Source organism: Psychromonas sp. KJ10-2 (assembly GCF_047323255.1).
Classification (GTDB): Bacteria; Pseudomonadota; Gammaproteobacteria; order Enterobacterales; family Psychromonadaceae; genus Psychromonas.
In genome coordinates this window covers 2,416,913-2,431,498 of record NZ_CP178827.1, presented here as the reverse complement: position 1 = coordinate 2,431,498, position 14,586 = coordinate 2,416,913, and the positions used below count along the sequence as shown (strand labels likewise).

General features: G+C 39.7%; 14 protein-coding genes and 1 pseudogene. All 15 read left to right on the top strand.

Features of this window, described 5'->3' with window-relative positions:
• Nucleotides 1-2: 2 nt before the first annotated feature.
• Nucleotides 3-287 (top strand): LysR substrate-binding domain-containing protein, encoded by a 285-nt coding sequence (locus ACLKL2_RS11660; RefSeq protein ID WP_413691800.1) that lies wholly within the window; start codon nt 3-5, stop codon nt 285-287.
• 160 nt (nt 288-447) lie between these two features.
• Nucleotides 448-1,707, top strand: coding sequence for a flavin-containing monooxygenase (locus tag ACLKL2_RS11655; protein ID WP_413691799.1), 1,260 nt, complete (start codon nt 448-450; stop codon nt 1,705-1,707).
• Between the two features lie 13 nt (nt 1,708-1,720).
• Nucleotides 1,721-2,062 (top strand): RidA family protein, encoded by a 342-nt coding sequence (locus ACLKL2_RS11650; RefSeq protein ID WP_413691797.1) that lies wholly within the window; start codon nt 1,721-1,723, stop codon nt 2,060-2,062.
• An 80-nt stretch (nt 2,063-2,142) separates the two neighbouring features.
• A complete protein-coding gene (locus ACLKL2_RS11645; RefSeq protein WP_413691795.1) occupies nt 2,143-2,817 on the top strand; it encodes a DUF1028 domain-containing protein in 675 nt (224 codons plus the stop codon).
• Nucleotides 2,810-3,973: an acetylornithine deacetylase gene (argE, locus tag ACLKL2_RS11640; RefSeq protein ID WP_413691794.1), complete on the top strand. Its 1,164-nt coding sequence runs from the start codon at nt 2,810-2,812 to the stop codon at nt 3,971-3,973. The genes ACLKL2_RS11645 and argE overlap by 8 nt, the downstream gene beginning before the upstream one ends.
• Before the next feature lie 248 nt (nt 3,974-4,221).
• Complete coding sequence (locus tag ACLKL2_RS11635) at nt 4,222-5,205, top strand: C-terminal binding protein (protein WP_413691793.1); 984 nt, start codon at nt 4,222-4,224, stop codon at nt 5,203-5,205.
• A gap of 176 nt (nt 5,206-5,381) precedes the next feature.
• Entirely contained in the window at nt 5,382-6,197 is an 816-nt protein-coding gene (locus ACLKL2_RS11630) for an MFS transporter (protein WP_413691791.1), read from the top strand.
• Nucleotides 6,167-6,802 (top strand): MFS transporter, encoded by a 636-nt coding sequence (locus tag ACLKL2_RS11625; protein ID WP_413691789.1) that lies wholly within the window; start codon nt 6,167-6,169, stop codon nt 6,800-6,802. Before ACLKL2_RS11630 ends, ACLKL2_RS11625 begins: the two co-directional genes overlap by 31 nt.
• 328 nt (nt 6,803-7,130) lie before the next feature.
• Nucleotides 7,131-8,480, top strand: coding sequence for an ABC transporter substrate-binding protein (locus ACLKL2_RS11620; RefSeq protein ID WP_413691788.1), 1,350 nt, complete (start codon nt 7,131-7,133; stop codon nt 8,478-8,480).
• A gap of 76 nt (nt 8,481-8,556) precedes the next feature.
• Nucleotides 8,557-9,423, top strand: a complete 867-nt coding sequence (locus ACLKL2_RS11615) for a carbohydrate ABC transporter permease (protein WP_413691787.1) — start codon at nt 8,557-8,559, stop codon at nt 9,421-9,423.
• A gap of 5 nt (nt 9,424-9,428) precedes the next feature.
• Nucleotides 9,429-10,391, top strand: a complete 963-nt coding sequence (locus ACLKL2_RS11610) for a carbohydrate ABC transporter permease (RefSeq protein ID WP_413691786.1) — start codon at nt 9,429-9,431, stop codon at nt 10,389-10,391.
• Nucleotides 10,392-10,393: 2 nt separating this feature from the next.
• A complete protein-coding gene (locus ACLKL2_RS11605) occupies nt 10,394-11,491 on the top strand; it encodes an ABC transporter ATP-binding protein (RefSeq protein ID WP_113818365.1) in 1,098 nt (365 codons plus the stop codon).
• 14 nt (nt 11,492-11,505) lie between these two features.
• Complete coding sequence (locus ACLKL2_RS11600; protein WP_113818366.1) at nt 11,506-12,525, top strand: LacI family DNA-binding transcriptional regulator; 1,020 nt, start codon at nt 11,506-11,508, stop codon at nt 12,523-12,525.
• A gap of 235 nt (nt 12,526-12,760) precedes the next feature.
• Nucleotides 12,761-13,934, top strand: a pseudogene (locus ACLKL2_RS11595) (NRAMP family divalent metal transporter).
• An 89-nt stretch (nt 13,935-14,023) separates the two neighbouring features.
• Nucleotides 14,024-14,551, top strand: coding sequence for a DUF6795 domain-containing protein (locus ACLKL2_RS11590; protein WP_413691785.1), 528 nt, complete (start codon nt 14,024-14,026; stop codon nt 14,549-14,551).
• Nucleotides 14,552-14,586: the final 35 nt, after the last annotated feature.

Genomic DNA, 14,586 nt, shown 5'->3' with positions numbered 1-14,586 from the left:
GTTTGTTCACTGAGAAGGGGTTACATCCTAAAGTTGCTTATACATCACCTTCCATAGAGATTGTGCGTTGTATGGTGGGGCAAAAACAAGGTTTTTCAATTTTAGTTAGTCGCCCAAGTACCAAAGTTACCTATGACGGACAAACCTTAGCATATGTGGAAATTGATGATGAGATGGAAAGTTCTACCTTGATTATGGCGTATTTGAAAGTGAACCAGCCGACTAAACCTGCCAGGTTATTCATGGATTATTGTCGCCAAGCGAACTTAGATTACATCGAGAGTTAAGAATAAAAACAACCATCATTTTTATATCGCTATATTAAATCGGTCAACATTTTTCCTATTTAGAACCTATATTTATAATAATTTACTGCTTTTATTTGCTGCCATATTCTTTAGTTATGTTTTTAGAGTTAATGACTCTGTCATAGTGAGGATTGCATAAATGGAAGAGAATATTAGAGAAATAGATACACTTGTTATTGGTGCAGGCCAGGCTGGGGTTGCGATGAGTGAGCACCTAACACGTCAAGAAGTGCCACACTTAGTACTTGAAAAAAATCGCGTAGCAGAGGCATGGCGTACAGGTCGCTGGGACTCTCTAGTCGCGAATGGTCCTGCTTGGCATGATCGTTTTCCTAATATGGAGTTTGCAGACAATCACCCAGATCAGTTTGTTCCTAAAGAGCAAGTAGCTGACTATTTTGAAGCGTATGTTGATAAGTTTAAAATGCCTGTGGAAACGGGTGTTGAAGTATTGAGTGCATGTCGCGATCAAGGCAAAGGCGGTTTTATTGTTACGACGTCTAAAGGTGCATTTAAAGCGCAGCGTATTGTTTCTGCCACAGGGCCTTTCCAAATACCTATTATTCCTGCTATAGCTCCTAAAAATCCTGATTATCACCAAATTCATTCTGCAAAATACCGTAATCCAGAACAACTACCTGAAGGTGGAGTAATGGTGATTGGCGCAGGTTCATCAGGTGTTCAAATTGCTGATGAGTTACAACGCTCCGGCCGTGATGTGTATTTATCGGTTGGTCCACACGATCGGCCACCACGCACTTATCGTGGTCGTGATTTTGTCTGGTGGTTAGGCGTGTTAGGTTTATGGGATATTGCTGCCAATGAGCCTGGTAAAGAACATGTAACGATCGCCGTGAGCGGTGCAAATGGTGGTCAAACTATCGACTTCAGAGAGTTGGCTAAACAAGGCTTGAATCTAGTGGGGCGTACGCAATCTTTTACTGATGGTGTTGTACATTTTAATAATGACTTAGCAGACAATATTAATGCCGGTGATCAGAACTATTTATCGTTATTAGATAGAGCAGACCAATATGTGTTAGCAAATGGTTTAGATCTACCAGAAGAGCCAGATGCACGTAACTTATTAGCAGATCCTGAGTGCATGGTAAATCCAATTAAATCAATAGATCTTAAAGCAAATAATATTACAACAGTGATTTGGGCAACAGGTTATGCCACAAACTACGATTGGTTAAAGGTTGATGCGTTTGATGAAAATAATCAACCTAAGCATCACCGAGGTATCTCTACTGAACCTGGTGTTTACTTTCTAGGTTTACCTTGGCTATCTCGTCGAGGCTCATCATTTATCTGGGGTGTATGGCATGACGCTAAATACATTTGCGATCAAATTACTATCCAACGTCAATATCAACAGTACCAAAGTGTAGTTTAACTAAGGAGTTATTATGCCTACCCATACTCGTATTCGTATGTTTAACACAAAAGAAACATACCCTAACCAATCTCTTGATAACGACTTATGCCAAGCAGTAGTTGCAGGCAATACGGTTTATGTTCGTGGTCAAATTGGAACTGACTTTGAGGGAAATCTAATTGGCTTAGGTGATCCTAGAGCGCAAACAGAGCAGGCGATGAAGAATATAAAGCAATTGTTAGAAGAAGCTGGCAGTGATATGTCGCATATCGTTAAAACAACAACCTATATTACAGACCCACGCTTTAGAGAGCCTGTATATAAAGAAGCAGGAAAGTGGTTAAAAGGGGTTTTCCAATTTCTACTGGATTAGTGGTGTCAGGATTGGCACAACCTGAGTGGTTAGTTGAAATTGATGTAATTGCGGTTATCCCGGAATAATAAGGAGTTAATATGACTATTTCTATTGCAGGCTATTGTCCAGACACAGGACAGTTAGGCATCGCTATTAGTTCATCTAGTATTGCTGTTGGATCTCGTTGTCCTTGGTTACTAGCTAGTGTAGGGGCAGTTTCAAGTCAAAATATTACCTTGCCTGCACTAGGTCAACAAACCCTTGAGCAATTAGCTGAAGGGCTGAATGTTAAAGAAGCATTAGAGGCCGCATTAGCAACAGATCAATTTAGCGATTATCGCCAAGTAACGGTTATTGATGCAAAAGGTGAAAGTGCTTGTTTTAGTGGTGCTAAAACGCTTGGCATTCACAATATGGTACAAGGTAACAACTGTGTTGTTGCCGGTAATATGTTATCGCAACAATCAGTTATTGATGCCATGGTAAGTAACTTTGAGTCAACTAGCAGTGAATTAACAGAGCGTTTGATTGCTGCGTTAGAGGCTGGCGTTCAAGCTGGCGGCGAAGCGGGGCCCGTTCATTCTGCCGCAGTGAAAATAGTAGGTGATTGTTCTTGGCCGATAGTTGATTTACGTGTTGATTGGGCAGATGAAAATCCAATTCAGGAATTGTCTAAACTGTGGGAAAATTACCAACCACAAATGCAAGATTACATCACACGCGCATTAGACCCACGTGAAGCACCGAGTTATGGAGTGCCGGGTAATGAATGAGTCGGCCGAACCGTTATCAATCAAGGATTGGTTAACACAGTTGTTATCTTTTGATACAACTAGTCGTGAATCTAACCTAGCGTTAATTTTCACTATTAAAGCGTACCTTGAGAGCTTAGGTATTGAGCCTACCCTGATTTATAATAAAGAAGAAACAAAAGCTAATTTATATGCTCGCTTTGGTCCAGAAGGGAACGGCGGTGTTATGTTGTCTGGTCATACGGATGTCGTACCTGTAGATGGACAAGATTGGTCATATCCTCCTTTTCAGCTGACTGAACATGATGGTAAATGTTATGGCCGTGGTAGTGCTGATATGAAAGGCTTCCTTGCTTGTGTATTAGCCGCGATACCTATGTTTCAAAAAGCATCATTACGTATGCCGCTGTATTTAGCTTTTTCCTATGATGAGGAAGTAGGATGTTTGGGCGTACGTAGTTTAATTGAACATCTTAAAGCTTCTCCAGAAAAACCTGCTATGTGTATTATTGGCGAGCCTACTAATATGCTGCCAGTATATGGTCATAAGGGTAAAGTGGCGATGCGCTGTGATGTAACGGGGCATGCTTGTCACTCGGCTTATGCGCCCGAAGGTGTCAATGCCATTGAGTATGCTGCTAAGTTAATTAATAAATTAACGGAATTAGCTGAGCCATTAAAAAATGAACTTGATTCACGTTTTGATCCACCTTATAGCACTTTACAAACCGGTGTGATTAAAGGTGGTGCTGCCTTAAATATTGTGCCTGAATCCTGCCAGTTTGATATCGAAATGCGTTATTTGCCGGGCACCGAAGCTAATGAGACATTTAATCACTTGCAAGATTATGCGCAACAAACCTTAGTGCCACAAATGCAGGGTGTAGCTGAAAAAGCTAATATTGAGTTTAAGTCGTTAGCGCAATACCCGCCATTATTAACTGATCCGCAATCAGAGTTTGCACAATGGTTAGCATCATGGAGTAGCTGTGACAGTTTTCAGACTGTTGCGTTTGGTACCGAAGGCGGATTGTTTGATGAAGCTGGAGTCGCAACTTTAGTTTGTGGTCCTGGCAGTATGGAGCAAGGGCATAAGCCAGATGAATTTGTCAGTATTCAACAGCTTGAGTGTTGTAATTTAATGTTATCTAATTTATGCGATTGGATGAAAGTATAAATTTAAACATAATATAAGTGAGTTAATTTAATAACTTATATTAGGGGCTGTTGATCTTTCGAGTTTGTTTTTATAGCCAACAAATGGTGCCCTTCGGATTCAACACAGCACATTATGCTCTTTGTTGGCCGAGATTTGCTTAGAATGACTAGGCTACACCTCGTCTGCCTCGATCAAAACGCGCTGTGTTGAACAAAATTCGAACGGCAAAGATCAACAGCTCCTAGGCTATTACCATGGAGGAATAGATGAAAGAAATAAAAAAAGTCGTTTATTATAATATGCCTACTGATCTTGTATATGAACGTCAATTATTACAGGAATGGCAGATAGATGATCTTGAATTAGTTGAAGTAACTGGCAGTAACTTAATTGAAGATGTTCAGGAAGCTGACTCTTTAACCCTTGAATATACTGAAGTTAATGCAGCTAGCTTAAAAAGCCTGCCTAATCTTAAGATAATTGCGTTACAAAGTATTGGGGTTAATGAAATTGATATTGATTGTGCTGATCAAGAAGGTATTTATGTGACTAATTCACCAGGTTTTTGTGCCTATGAAGTCGCTTCGCATGTGATGGCGTTAATACTCGATTTAAATCGTAAAATCAGTTTTTATGATAATGCTGTGAAAGCAGGTCAATGGGCACCTTTCTCCGGATCTAAAATAGAGCGTTTACAAGGTAAAACAGTGGGGCTAGTTTCTTTAGGTTCTATTCCTTTAGCTTTAATCCCTATGTTAAAAGGCTTTGGTTTTAATATTGTTTTTTATAGCCCAAGTAAGACTGAGCAAGATGCACAAAGATTAGGTATTACTCGTTGTGAGTCATTAACAGATTTGTTGAATATTTCAGATATCGTTTCGTTACACACGCCATTATTGCCTAGTACCAAAAATATGATGAATGCAGACACTTTTGCGCAAATGAAAGACGGGGCAATGTTCATTAATACTGCTCGTGGCGAACTGGTTGATGAATCTGCTTTAGTGGCTTGTTTACAATCTAATAAAATTTCTGCAGCTGGTTTGGATGTGTTAGTGGATGAAGCAAACCATCAAAGCGAGTTAATTGGTATGGAAAATGTGATTGTTACTCCACATGTTGGTTTCTTATCGAAGCAGTCATTGTTAGATAGTAGAAAAATTGCCTTACAGCAAGTCGTGTCATGTTTATCTAAAGGTGAGAAACCAGCGGCAGCGGTGAATAAGAATATGCAAAAAATAAAAGGGTAAAAAATAGTATCGGTATTCTATACCGGAAAATCTTCTCTATTAATGTTTTCGGTATAGAGTAACGATAAAAATAGGTTGATGTGTTGTGATATTCTGCCATCATTTGCTTATTATTTTTATCAACAATGAGTGATCGCCATGTCGTTCTTATCTCAACCTTATTCATTAGTTAACCTATGAGCACAGCACTTACCCGCCAGGCTTTTCTAATCTTCTTTTCCGCGGTATTTCTACCGATGTTTTTGGCGGCTGTTGATCAAACCATTTTAGCAACAGCGACACCCAGTATTGTTGCTGACCTTGGTCAGTTGCATTTATCTTCATGGATTGCCATTGGTTATTTATTAGCAACGATAGCTACTGTGCCTATTTATGGCTGGTTAGGTGACCGTTACGGTCGTCGTAATGTATTAGTTTGGGCATTGGGGATTTTTTGTATTGGCTCAGTGGTTGGCGCAGTAGCTTCTGATATGCCTGAATTAATCATGGGACGAGTTATCCAAGGTTTGGGTGGCGGTGGTTTAATGAGCCTATCACAAGCGTTGATTGCAGAGTTGATTCCACCAAGGCAACGTGCCAAATATCAAGGTTACTTTGCCTCTATGTTTGCCTGTGCCAGCATTGGTGGGCCAGTGATTGGTGGGTTAGTGGTAACTCACTATACTTGGCATTGGTTATTTTGGGCCAATATCCCATTAGCGATGATCGCTGCTTGGCGTTTACTTCGCCTTACCCCTAAACCTATTTTAGAACACAGAAATAAACCCATTGATTGGGTTGGCTTATTGGTTTTTCCTTTGTTATGTACCGTCTTTTTATATTGGGCATCAGTGGGCGGACAAGACTTCCAATGGTTGTCTTTGACCAGTTTAGTGTATTGGGTTGTTTTCGTGGCCTTGGGGGGATTTTTTACCGCAACCAATGTCGTCATTCTACGCCTTTTTTACCTAACCATTTGCTGGTGGATAGGGCTATCTATATCCCGTTATTAACTTCATTATTGTTTGCTGCTTGTATGTTTGCATTAATCTTCTTCTTGCCTATTTATTTACAATTAGGATTAAAAACCAATGCGGCAACCTCGGGTTTATTATTATTACCTTTAACAGGTGGTCAAATCTTCGGGGCATTATGTAGTGGTCGCATTATGTCTAAAACAGGTGTGCCTAAATGGATACCTGTCATTGGTATGTCATTGTCTGCATCAGGCTTTATTGCGCTAGGGAGCTTGCCTCCAGAGCCAGTATTAATCGGTTTTTTGGGTATGCTTTGTGGTATTGGTTTCGGCACTGTGATGCCAACTACACAGTTAGTGATTCAGACTGTCGCAGGCAAAAGTAATGTCGGTACTGTGACGGCATTAGCTTCATTGAGTCGTAATTTAGGTGCTGCAACAGGCACTGCGTTGTTTGGCGTGTTGCTTTATGCCTTATTACCAGGGTTTGATCATAATACCAGTATCGAAGCGTTACGAAGTGGTTCTCATGAGCCGGTTGTTAATGCCTTCCAAACCAGCTTCTATGTTGCAGCTGTCATTGCTGTGCTAGCCGCTTTGAATGCCGCGAGGGCTCCACTGATTACACTTAGTAATGATTAATATTGTTATCTCTTCATATGAAAAGGACTTATCCACTGAAGTAATACTTCCCTCATTAGTTCATCGCTTAGCGTTAGCTTAATAAGCGATAAACTTGTCTCCTCATGTTAAATAGCAGTCTGTTTTTGGTTGAATAGTGACCGATGGCTCAATGATCAAAACCGGTTTTGATCATTTCCGATAACGAGACTTAGCTCAAACAATAACCAATAACATTTAAGGTAGACTGAATTAAATAAATAAAATTACTCAAATAAAGGTGATTTTATGAGTTAACTCCGACGCGATTAAACAGCCTAGAACGCTATTATCAAATGAGGAAATAACAATGAAAATCAGTAAATTAAGCCTTGGACTTGCAGCGGCAAGTTTACCCTTTTCTAGTTTAGTCAATGCAACAACCGTTGAATATTGGACCACACAAACTCAATCAGACCGCCTTCAAACCATTGAAATTATGGCAGATGTCTTTGAGGCATTAAATCCTGGTATTGATGTGAAAGTGATTGCAGTTGATGAGAACGATATGCCTAAACAAATTGCAGCAGCAGCAGCGGCTAATACTTTACCGGATATGATTGAAGTAGGTTCTGATTTGTCTTTAGCGTTTGCTGAAGAGGGCATTGTTGATGCGGATTCGAGCACTGAGTTAATTCAAACCATAGGCAAAGATCGTTTCTACTCGGGGGCGCTGAAATTAGTAGAAAGTGCAGCGTTGAATGAATATGTTTCTGTCCCTTACAGTGGTTGGGTGCAGGGGATCTGGTATCGTGCCGATTGGTTCAAAGAAGCTGGGCTTGCTCCCCCAACCACCTGGGAAGCGATTGAAGCGGCAGCCAAATACTTTTATAAACCCAGTGATAACCAATACGGTATTTTAATTGGTACCAAGGCAGATAATTATGCAGAGCAATGTTATACGCAATTTGCTTTATCTAATGCTGCTGGTCAGTTTAATAAAGATGGCGAGCTTATTTTTAACTCTGCAGCGCAAAAACAGGCTTTAGATTTTTATACCGAGTTAGCGCAATACAACCCACCTGGCCCGCAAAGCTGGCGCGCACGTGATTATTACCTGCAAGGTAAGTTAGCGATGTTCTTTTACTCTTCTTATATTTTAGATGATATTGCCTTAGCGGAAGCTGCTGCGAGCTCCTTGAGTTCCGATAACTTTAAAGATTTAAAAGGCGCCGCTTTTGATCCTGACTTAGCAAAAAATACCCGTTTAGCGACTACCATTACTAATACATCGCCTTCTTCATTCGGTACCTTAGTTGGCTTTACCATGATGAAAAATGATAACCAGGAAGAGGTCAAAGCGACTAAAGCCTTTATTCAATATATGAATGAAAAAGACCAAGTAGTTGCTTACTCGCATATGGCAGTGGGAGGGCACTTGCCTATGCTGCGTGATATTGCTGAAACAGATGAATTCCTTGATGATCCTAAAGGCATTTTTGCGCAATACGGTAAAGAATCGATCAAAGAGATTGTGGCTGGTTTTGACAGTATTAAAAACTTCTCTGTTGTCGAGGGTAAAACCTTTCCAAAATCCGGTGAAATCTTTGCAAAACAGATCATTCCTCGCATGATTTATCGTGCCGCAATTGAAAAAGAACCAACACAAACCGCCTTAGATTGGGCTGAAAAACAGATGCAAACGGTGATCGCAGAATAACTGTAGGTATTTTTTATTAAACCGTGTGGTGACTGTTTACTGTCATCGCACGTTATGTGAATGCCTGTAAGGAGAGATGATGACACCATTAGAGCGCGCTGAAGCTAGGTTTGGGTGGAAGTTAGTTGCACCAACCATTGCGATTTTAGGCTTACTCATTTTATATCCATTAATGTACAACGTGTATTTGAGTTTTTTCGATGTGCAATTAAACGGCTCTAAAACCTTTGTTGGTATTGAAAACTATATCAAGCTGTTATCTAACAGTGATTACTATAGTGCTATTGCCACCACTAGTTTGTATCTATTGGGGACTGTCGTCGGCACCACGTTACTTGGATTAGCGATGGCATTATTGCTACGTGATCCTTTTATGGGCAGAGGCTTAGTGAATGCGGCGATTATGTTGCCCTATGTTGCCCCTGTTATTTCGGTGGTATTTGGTTGGCAGTTTTTATTTGATCCTATTTCTGGGGTGGTGAATTACCTATTTGTTGATTTGCTAGGTTTGTGGAGTGAGCGTAGTAATTTGATTGGCGATCCTGATTCCGCGTTGTGGGTGGTGGTGCTATTTGATATTTGGAAACATGCACCGATTGCTTATTTGCTTATCTTATCTAAGTTGGTGTCTATTTCTCGAGATCAATATGAAGCAGCAGCCATTGATGGTTATGGCCCAATAGGACGATTTTTTCATGTCACCTTACCCGAGCTTTATTTTGTGTTAGCCACGGTAGTGTTGTTACGTTTAATTTGGAATTTAAATCGTTTTGAAGATGTTTATCTATTGGCTCCGAATGTAGAAACATTACCAATCTTTACTTACTACCAAGCGTTTACTGGTGTTATTGATCAAGGGTTAGCCGCAGCCACCTCTGTTATTCAATTAGGTGTATTGTCGATTTTTATCTGGTTCTATATTAAAAAAATCATGAAGTGGTAACGATTATGTTAGGAAAAAAAACCATAAAAGGACGTATCGGGTTTACGATTGCTATTTTACTGTTAGTGAGCTTTAGCTTATTACCCTTTGCGCAAATTCTATCAACGTCATTAAAGCACCAATATGATTGGGGGAATCCTTCATTGATTCCACAAAGTATTAATTTAGATGCTTATAAAGAGTTATTAGGGTTAACCGAAGCAGAGAAAGTAGAAATACCTGCGGCGATACAAAAAATACTCAACAACCCTAAGTTGTCAGCAGAGAAAAAGCAGGCAATAGCCGCTAAATATACGGCTAACGACAATCTATTTCCCTTTGGTAAATATATGTTAAACAGCGTGATATTTTCCGTGGGTGCAGCAAGCTTTTCGCTAGTTTTTTCAGTGATGGGCGCTTATTCGATCAGTCGTTTACGCTTTAAAGGACAGGTGGTGATACAACGATCTGTGTTATTTGTGTATATGGTCGGTGGCGTGTTGTTAATGGTGCCTCTCTATCAAATGGCGATGAATGTTGGGTTAGCATCTTCTTTATGGGGAAGCGCTTTTTGTTTGTTCCTTATTTATATTGTACAAACACTGCCTGTGGGTATGTATATGTTGGGTAACTATTTCCGTGGTATCCCATTTGCACTTGAAGAGGCAGCAATGATGGATGGCTGTTCTCGTAAAGAAGCGATTATTAAGGTGGTGTTACCTTTATCACTTCCTATGTTAGCCACGGTATTTATTTATTGTTTTATTATTGGTTGGAATGAGTATTTATTTGCGTCGGTATTTTTAAAGCAATATCCAGAATTTCATACTTTACCATTAGCACTTCAAGAGTTATTTGTTTCAAAAAATGCAATCTGGGATCGTATTATGGCGGCCTCTATGCTGACCCTTGCCCCGATTGTTATTTGTTTCCTATTAGCATCTCGCTTTATGAAAGGCGGTAAAACAGACGGTGGGGTTAAAGAATAATTATGGCTGCGATTAAATTAAAGAATATTGTCAAAAGCTTCGGTGACACAGCCGTGGTGAAAGGGATTGATTTAAGTATTGAGGATGGTGAGTTTGTGGTACTAGTAGGGCCATCTGGTTGTGGAAAATCAACGACCTTGAGGATGATTGCAGGTTTAGAGCAAGCCACTTCAGGGGACATTGTGATTGGTGAGCGAGTGGTGAATGATATTGAACCGCAACACCGTAATATTGCTATGGTGTTTCAAAACTACGCTTTATATCCGCATAAATCAGTGAGAGAGAATATTATCTTTGCCCTGCGTCGATTAAAGGTTGATAACGCGGATATTGAACGACGTTTAGCTGAAGTCTCTGAAATGTTGCAACTAGAAGAGTTATTAGATCGCAAACCTGCTGATTTATCTGGTGGGCAGCGTCAACGCGTTGCCATGGGACGGGCGATCATCCGTGAAGCGGATCTGTTCCTGTTTGACGAACCTTTATCAAACTTGGACTCCAAACTTCGTAGTCATATGCGCACAGAAATAGGCAAAATTCATAATAAATTCGGGCGAACTAGTGTTTATGTCACCCATGATCAAGTGGAGGCGATGACTTTAGCTGATAAGGTGGTGGTATTGCATGATGGTTATATCGCTCAAGCCGGCACACCAATGGAGGTGTATTTAAATCCTGCTAATGTATTTGTTGCGCAGTTTATTGGGTCTCCTTCCATGAATATTATTGAGGGCACCTTGTTTAACGATTATTTGCTGGTGGACAATTACCGTTTACCTAGAAAGCAGTTGTCTAATGTTGCTTTGCAAACAGTGATTGATCAGCAAGGGATACCGGTGAAAGTAGGTATTCGACCTGATTTCTTTAACGATAGTCGTTTATTTCCAGAGACCGACAACACCTTTAACTTTACTGGGCTGCAAATAGATTTAATAGAGCCGATGGGTTTTGATAAGGAGGTTTTGTTTAATTTAGCGGGTGAGGCGGTAAAAGCTAGATTGGATTTACGCTCTGAGTTGCAACGAGACCAGCAGATCGATTTAGTTGTAGAACTGTCACGGGTGTTGCTGTTTGATAGTGAAACTGATCAGCGCTTATAAGTGAGCATAATCAGATGTCTATTAAACAATTAGCCGATTACTTAGGACTCTCAAAATCAACTGTATCTAGAGCGTTAAATGGATATAGTGATGTTAACGCTGATACACGCTTAAAAGTGTTGGAAGCGGCTAAAATACTCGGTTATAGAGCCAACCCTACGGCGCAGCGATTAGCTTCAGGGCGCTCTAAAAACATTGGTATTATCTTACCTGCTAATGCGCGTATGTTTGTTTCATCTGCTTTTTCTAAGGTATTAGCGAGTGCTTCTGAGTTTTTAATCACACAGGGGTATCAACTGATAGTGACAACAATCTCTGACACGCAAGATGAGCAAAAAGTCTATTTTGATTTTATCACCAGTGGTTTGGTGGATGGGCTGTTTATCGTGAGAACTCGACACAATGATCCTCGCATTACGTTATTAAATGTTCATCACTTCCCCTATGTTTGTTTAGGTTATGAATCTGGTTATCAAGATGAACGATTTGTAGATGTGGATAATCAAGATGCTTTTTATCAATTAACACAACGTCAAATTAATGCAGGGCATCAGCGTATTGCTTTCCTTAATGGTCCAGATCAACTGACTTTAGCTACCGCTCGCCAATTGGGATATTTAAAAGCGATGCAAGAAGCTTCATTAACAGTTGAACAAGGTTATTTATTACATGGAGAGTTAACGGAGCGTGATGCTATTGAGATGACCAAGCAATTAATGGCCTTAACACAACCTCCAAGCTGTATTTTATGTGCTGATGATGCGATGGCTTTAGGGGCGATGGTAGCGTGTGAAAATTTAGGTTACCAACCTGGAGTGGATATTGCGATTGCGGGTTATGGTAACTACGAGCATAGCCAATACACTAAACCCTCAATCACCACACTTGATTACGATACACATGGCGTTGGTAAACAGATCAGTAAGCTGATATTGAATCAACTAGAGGGGAAAAACTTCACCATTCAAAACTGGTATCAAGCCTCTATTATTATTGGTGAATCCGATCTGTTGAAAGATAAGCCTATCTGTTAAAACCCAACTTTTATTAATATTTTTAACCTGCGATTTATTGATTTTTTTACAGAAATAGTGATTTGGCTGTTAAAATTCTATTAATCCTCTGAAAGTCACTCTTTTTGCTTTTTATTAACCATTAATTATGTATGTTAACCGACCACAAAAATATCCTAACTCGAGTTATAAATAAATGAATGAAGCCGTATCAAGTTTAAAATCGCGCTTAAATGCGTTTGGTCCCGGAATATTAATGGCAACCGCTTCTATTGGCGGTTCGCACCTTGTTGCATCTACCCAAGCAGGTGCTATTTTTGGTTGGCAACTGCTGTGGTTAGTGGTTGCGGTTAACGTTCTAAAATATCCTTTTTTCCGTTTTGGTGTTGAATATACATTAGCGACGGGTAATAACTTGATCGAAGGCTATAAAGGCAAAGGTCCTTGGTATTTCTACTGTTTTGCGGCATTAAATGTTCTTGCTGCTGTGGTGAGTACGGCGGGCGTACTATTATTAACAGCAAGCTTGCTACATTATGCGTTGCCAGTTAATGTATCGGTGACTCTATTATGTTGGTTGATACTGGGCGTGTGTTTAATGATCCTATTATTTGGTCATTTTAAAGCCTTAGATAATGTGGCTAAAGTGATCATGGTTATATTAACTATTACTACGGTAGCCGCTTTTATTGTTGCCTTTAATAATGGTCCTATGACACCTGCAGACTACGAAGGTCCATCACCTTATAAACTAGCTATGTTAGGTTTTATGGTGGCATTGATGGGGTGGATGCCAGCACCTATTGAAGTTTCTGCATTAAGCTCTCTTTGGTTAAAAGCAAAACAAAAACAACAGGTAATTACTAAAAAACAGGGATTATTAGACTTTAATCTTGGTTACTGGTTAACAGCTGTACTGGCGTTAGTGTTCTTTGGGTTAGGTGTCTTGGTACAGTATGGGCAAACCAGTGGTACGGTATTGGGTGGGGTTGCTTTTGCACAGCATTTAATTGATATGTACGCATTAACCATTGGTGAATGGTCTCGTCCTTTAGTCTCTATGATTGCTTTCTTATGTTTATTTGGTACTACAATCACAGTGTTAGATGGTTATTCACGTACCTTGAATGAATCACATAAGCTATTAGGTTTTAAACAGTCTAAACACAGTTTAAATATCTGGTTAATCATACAATCCTTAGCAGGTATGACGATTGTATTGTTCTTCAAATCAGCGTTAGCACCTATGTTAACCTTTGCGATGACCTTAGCTTTCATTACTACGCCTGTGTTTGCGTGGCTTAACTTTAGATTGGTAAGATCTGAGCCTAGTATTAAACATGGTAAGTTCTTACAAGGACTAACTTGGTTAGGCATGATCTCATTTAGTTGGATTTGCATTGGCGTTCTTGATTTGGAAGTTTTGTTGAATAACCATTTCATCTTTTTAAACGTTTTAAAAATGCCGCATTAAGCGGCATTTTTATTGCTTGCACTTTTCACTTAATCGGGAAGTAACATGGCTTTAATTAAACTGAGTTTAATCATTGTTATTATCATTTTATTGTTTGTTTTTAGTCGCTCTGTGAGTGCGGATATCTTTGGTTTTTTTAACCGAGAAACCTTTTTATTATCACCGCCGGTACAGGGGCAATTATTAGATGATGGTAAAGCGCTAGTAGGGAAAACAGTCTATAGAGAGCTATATTATGATGGTCGACATTTAGATCAAACTGTTACTGATCAGCAGGGGAGATTTATCTTTCCATCTTCTACTATAAAAACCTCAAAACCGTCCAGTATGTTTGGTAGTGGCTCACTGATGCAACATATCTATTTAGGTGAGCCGAGCGAGAATGAGTTTACCTTATGGTTAGCTAAGTTATTTTATAATGGCAACCAAAACTCATTAACCTTAAAAGATAAATTAAGCCGTTTACAGTGTGACATAACCAACACAGCAAAGACTTATGATGTTCCTGTGCAAGAAAACCCTGAACAGGAGATGGTTATTCATACTTTATGTAATAGGGAGTTAGGCCTGTAGATAAGTCACGATAGAGAAGGTAAGTACTTGTTAAT

Bases quoted from the DNA above. Each gene is read 5' to 3' on its own strand.
- ACLKL2_RS11655 (WP_413691799.1), top strand. From the start codon at position 448: ATGGAAGAGAATATTAGAGAAATAGATACACTTGTTATTGGTGCAGGC.
- ACLKL2_RS11650 (WP_413691797.1), top strand. From the start codon at position 1,721: ATGCCTACCCATACTCGTATTCGTATGTTTAACACAAAAGAAACATAC.
- ACLKL2_RS11645 (WP_413691795.1), top strand. From the start codon at position 2,143: ATGACTATTTCTATTGCAGGCTATTGTCCAGACACAGGACAGTTAGGC.
- argE (WP_413691794.1), top strand. From the start codon at position 2,810: ATGAATGAGTCGGCCGAACCGTTATCAATCAAGGATTGGTTAACACAG.
- ACLKL2_RS11635 (WP_413691793.1), top strand. From the start codon at position 4,222: ATGAAAGAAATAAAAAAAGTCGTTTATTATAATATGCCTACTGATCTT.
- ACLKL2_RS11630 (WP_413691791.1), top strand. From the start codon at position 5,382: ATGAGCACAGCACTTACCCGCCAGGCTTTTCTAATCTTCTTTTCCGCG.
- ACLKL2_RS11620 (WP_413691788.1), top strand. From the start codon at position 7,131: ATGAAAATCAGTAAATTAAGCCTTGGACTTGCAGCGGCAAGTTTACCC.
- ACLKL2_RS11615 (WP_413691787.1), top strand. From the start codon at position 8,557: ATGATGACACCATTAGAGCGCGCTGAAGCTAGGTTTGGGTGGAAGTTA.
- ACLKL2_RS11610 (WP_413691786.1), top strand. From the start codon at position 9,429: ATGTTAGGAAAAAAAACCATAAAAGGACGTATCGGGTTTACGATTGCT.
- ACLKL2_RS11605 (WP_113818365.1), top strand. From the start codon at position 10,394: ATGGCTGCGATTAAATTAAAGAATATTGTCAAAAGCTTCGGTGACACA.
- ACLKL2_RS11600 (WP_113818366.1), top strand. From the start codon at position 11,506: ATGTCTATTAAACAATTAGCCGATTACTTAGGACTCTCAAAATCAACT.
- ACLKL2_RS11590 (WP_413691785.1), top strand. From the start codon at position 14,024: ATGGCTTTAATTAAACTGAGTTTAATCATTGTTATTATCATTTTATTG.